Annotated in this window: 6 protein-coding genes; 4 read left to right on the forward strand and 2 right to left on the reverse strand. The window is 48.1% G+C overall.

The window, feature by feature from the left end; genetic code table 11:
* A partial coding sequence (locus BM122_RS24615) for a hypothetical protein (RefSeq protein WP_218152199.1) occupies positions 1-194 on the forward strand: 194 nt, incomplete at its 5' end.
* 42 nt (positions 195-236) lie between these two features.
* Here BM122_RS24615 and egtD read toward each other — a convergent pair.
* Positions 237-1,211, reverse strand: a complete 975-nt coding sequence (egtD, locus tag BM122_RS20460) for an L-histidine N(alpha)-methyltransferase (RefSeq protein WP_074907426.1) — start codon at positions 1,209-1,211, stop codon at positions 237-239.
* Complete coding sequence (gene egtB, locus BM122_RS20465; protein WP_177198235.1) at positions 1,208-2,491, reverse strand: ergothioneine biosynthesis protein EgtB; 1,284 nt, start codon at positions 2,489-2,491, stop codon at positions 1,208-1,210. Before egtB ends, egtD begins: the two co-directional genes overlap by 4 nt.
* A 161-nt stretch (positions 2,492-2,652) precedes the next feature.
* Between egtB and BM122_RS23745 the strand changes: the two genes are divergently transcribed.
* The 3 genes from BM122_RS23745 to BM122_RS20475 all read left to right on the forward strand — a co-directional run.
* On the forward strand, positions 2,653-2,799 hold the full coding sequence (locus tag BM122_RS23745; RefSeq protein ID WP_177198236.1) for a hypothetical protein: 147 nt from the start codon (positions 2,653-2,655) through the stop codon (positions 2,797-2,799).
* Positions 2,800-3,105: 306 nt separating this feature from the next.
* Positions 3,106-3,291, forward strand: coding sequence for a hypothetical protein (locus BM122_RS20470; protein ID WP_074907428.1), 186 nt, complete (start codon positions 3,106-3,108; stop codon positions 3,289-3,291).
* Between the two features lie 163 nt (positions 3,292-3,454).
* The coding region (locus BM122_RS20475) for a cytochrome-c peroxidase (RefSeq protein ID WP_218152200.1) at positions 3,455-4,272 on the forward strand (818 nt) is incomplete at its 3' end.

Raw genomic sequence — 4,272 nt, forward strand, 5'->3', positions numbered from 1 at the left:
ACGACACACCGGATGACGCAGGAGGACGGGGACGGCATTTCAAGCCTAGCGAGACAGAATCCCTGCCGCTGACCCCAAGAGCCACATCCCCATCCGTATTTACTATATCAGTCTATGGTTCTGTGGTGTGTCATCCTGCAAAATCCGATGGTAGACCCAATGCTTTCCTTCTTACCTCGTTTTGTGGAGGATAAAATTATACCTATTTCGAAGTTTGGCGGATGGATTCAGTGGAATTAACATGCGGGTATTTCAAAATACTGTACACTGAATAGTGCATCGGCATCAGTCCATAAGTAAACAGGTACAAAGCCCGCACGAATGGCAAGCGCCTGGAACTCCTCGATAGTATATTTATAAGAGTTCTCGGTATGAATGCTTTCGCCTTTGGCGAATTCAATTGTATGCTGCTCGATGTGTACAGCTTGGCGTAACTGGCTGATCAGATGCATTTCAATACGACCCTTGTGCTCGTTGTAAAAGGCATGATGGGTAAAGTGGTTCAGATCGAAATCGGCGTTGAGCTCGCTATTGATACGTTGTAAGAGATTGAGGTTGAATTGTGCAGTTACGCCTGTCGTGTCATTGTAAGCGGCATCGAGAATGCAACGATCCTTTTTTAAATCTACGCCAATCAGCATGCCTCCGCCCGGCCCCACGACGTCGGCAACCTGTGCCAAAAACCTGGTCGCACTATCTGGTTCAAAATTGCCTATGCTTGAACCCGGAAAAAATGCCACACGCTGTGAATCAGGAGGACAAAACGACAAGTCCAGTGGTTGGGTAAAATCGATACAGGATGCATGCACATCCAGCCAGGGATAATCGGCCGACAGATTAATCGCTGCTTTGCGCAGGTGATCCCGGGAGATATCCATGGGCACATAAGTTTGCGGTTGCAGGGCATCAAGCAATAGACGCACTTTTTCACAGTTGCCACTACCTGGTTCTATCAGCAAGCAATTGCGTCCGACGATGCGGGCAATCTCCTCGGCATTTTTCTCCAGGATAGCCTGCTCGGTGCGCGTCAGATAATACTCGGGCAGTCCGGTGATCTGCTCAAAGAGCTGTGAGCCGCGCTCGTTATAGAAAAATTTCGGCGGAATCGACCTGGGGCGATGTAACAGGCCGTCAATCACCTCAACAAAAAAATCAGCCGGCTTGGGGTGATAATCATGAAACGCGATGGATGTGGCATTGCTGATATTCATGTGATGTCCTCCGCTAGGCGGATACCGCTGAATTGCCAGCGGTCCCCAGGATAGAAAAAATTTCGGTAAGTAGCGCGTATATGGTTTTGCGGCGTCACGCATGAGCCACCCCGTAATACCACCTGACTACTCATAAACTTGCTATTGTATTCACCCAGCGCGCCTGAATCTGCCCGGTAGCCGGGATAGGGTGAGTAGCTTGACTGGGTCCATTCCCAGACGTCACCATAAAATTGGGCCAGTCCCTGTAAATCTGCTGGCATTGGCTGCAGGTAACCAGCATCGCGCAGGTTGCCGGTAATCGGTTGTTGGCGCGCCACGATCTCCCACTCTGCCTCTCTTGGAAGACGCTTATTGCACCAGTTGGCATAGGCATGCGCCTCGTACAGACTGACGTGCGATACCGGTGCATGAGCATCGAGTTTGCGCACCCCCCCAAGCGTCATTTCATACCATTGCATATCCTGCTTTACCCAATACAACGGTGCCTGCCAGTGTTGAGTTTGCACAATCTTCCAGCCATCGGACAGCCAGTAAGCAGGATTGTAGTAACCGCCTGCATGCATGAATTCCAGGTACTCACCATTGGTGACAAGGCGTGAAGCGATGCGAAACGAGTTGAGATAAACCTTATGTCGGGGAGTTTCATTATCGTATGCGAAATGCCCAGCAGCATCAGCACCGATCTCATACACGCCACCGGGTTGTTCATGCCAGAATAAATCAGCGGTATGGTTTGTGTTGCCCATTGACAGCTCCCGGTACACCGGGCGCAGCGGATTATACGAAAAAATATGCTTGATATCGGTCAGCAATAATTCCTGGTGTTGCTGCTCATGATGTAGACCGATGATGCAGCGCCGGACGATTTCGGGATAATCTGGCAGAGTTTCCTGTGCTAGTAGAACCAGCATAGCAGCATTCACATGTTGCCGATAAGCATATATCTGCTTTACGGTCGGGCGGGAAAGCAGGCCCCGCTCCGCGCGTGGATGATACGTTCCGATCTGTTCATAGTAGGAATTGAACAAGTGTGCATAGTGTTCATCAAATTCATGATAATGCTTGAGAAATGGTTTGAGAAGAAATGTTTCAAAGAACCAACTAGTATGTGCCAGATGCCATTTAGGCGGGCTCACATCCGGTATAGTCTGAATGCCGTAGTCTTCGATTTCCAGAGGCGCACACAACGTTTCAGAATCTTTCCTTACTTGGGTGAATTCTTGGTGCAAGGATGCGGCTTGGTCGACTGTCACGGTAGAAAAGGCTGAATTTATCACAAATCCTTGTGCATATTGTGTGTTATGGCACTGCTCCAATCTTTTAGCATAACGTATTAAATGCAGCGTATTAAATGCAGCGTATTAAATGCAGTGTTTCTGGACTAATTGCAACACTTTTGCCACACATGTTACAAAATATATGAATTTATGATCTCGATATGGCTAAAGGGTTCCTTGAACCATCAGTAGGTCAAACTTTGGATTATTATCGCAGCGACTTCGGCATTGGCCAGCTTCTGGATCAAGGTGGCAATGAAGCGACCTTGACGCCAGCTGTGCTAATTCCATTTCCAAATCAAAAATGACGCGAAGGCGAGCCGCAGACAGTATAAATAATACGGCAAGGTGAAGCCGACAAAGTCAGGTTTTATTTAGAGATGGAATAAGTGATGCTTACCGCTAGCGCCATCGAATCAACAATCACTGGCTCTTTTGTTTACTCACTACTTTGATGAGTCACAATCTGATAGCTCATATCCGCAATGATTGCACTTCCCGTACCATTGTTCCGCATTGTCACTGTTGCCAACGAATAATGTAAAAACCCTCTGTTCGTTCCTGACATGGGGAAGCACACGGCATCCGCATCGGCTTGCGGAGCACCTGACAGTATGAACAAATGTTACCGGCAACCTGGTGGACGCTTTTTAGTTAACGGTAGCAAGACGAATCAAGTAATCTGGAACAGCTATAAAAGTATTGAAAATGGAGGCTTTCGTCTGATTTATAAAACCATGAATTTAAAAAGTGAGGGTGAAGCGAGTGGTTATCGACCTCAAGTTTTATTAATTCAATGATAGCCTCCTTTATTATTTTAAGCAGGAAAATGTATGCAAATGCCGTATTGTATGACGATTTACTATTCTTATAGCATACCCACGCAACAAGTAACAAAGCTTTATTAATTTGATCCTATGCATTTCTTCTGCTTCAAATGAAAAGAAATGAATTTCTATACGTTTGTTACTCTTATTGGAGATGGGCATTATGATTCTTAAGGAAATCCAAAAATCTTTCATCGTCGCGTCAGCCGCGACGTTTCCGATATTCTTTTCCTCTCTCAGCACGAACGCTGCTGATCTTGCAGCGCTACAGCAGTTGGGTGAGCAAGTCTTCTGGGACAAAATCTCCAATCCACCGCGCATGGCATGCGTTACCTGCCATGACCCGAGGGCTGGTTGGACGGGATCGCAATCCCAAACCAATCTCACTCAAGTGGCGATAACCGGCGCCAATCCGCACACGATCGGAAACCGTAAGCCACCCAGCAATGCCTACGCAAGTTTCATCCCGCCATTTCAGGAAGGTGTGGTTGGCCCACCGTCCGGGGTACTCGGTGGTGCATTCTGGGACGGCCGCGCTAAAGGCAATATTCCCGCCGGAAGCACTGCTGACCCAAACAAAATCGGCGATGAGGTTTTTACGGGAACGACCGATCCTGATGGGCTAAAAGCTGCCTACGGCCGATTGCGCGGGCCGACCGCCGTCCAAGCATTAGGCCCTTTCGTCAATCCTGTCGAGCAGAACAAAGCGGATAGAGCGGGTGTCTGTCAGCATGTTCAAAAGGCTCAGTATGCTCCACTTTTCGAACAGGCCTGGACCATTCCGATCACTTGTGATGACGCCAATATCGATGTGAATTACAAGCGTATCGCGGTAGCAATCGCGGCCTTTCAAGACTCTGGCAAAGTCAATTCGTTTAGCTCCAGGCGTGACCAGGCGCTCGCAGACGATCCTGACAAAAAATTCCCACTGAACGGTTTAACTGAGCAGGAAAA

This window comes from Nitrosomonas communis (genome assembly GCF_900114745.1).
Classification (GTDB): domain Bacteria; phylum Pseudomonadota; class Gammaproteobacteria; order Burkholderiales; family Nitrosomonadaceae; genus Nitrosomonas; species Nitrosomonas communis_A.

Bases quoted from the DNA above. Each gene is read 5' to 3' on its own strand.
- egtD (WP_074907426.1), bottom strand. From the start codon at position 1,211: ATGAATATCAGCAATGCCACATCCATCGCGTTTCATGATTATCACCCC.
- BM122_RS23745 (WP_177198236.1), top strand. From the start codon at position 2,653: ATGGCTAAAGGGTTCCTTGAACCATCAGTAGGTCAAACTTTGGATTAT.
- BM122_RS20470 (WP_074907428.1), top strand. From the start codon at position 3,106: ATGAACAAATGTTACCGGCAACCTGGTGGACGCTTTTTAGTTAACGGT.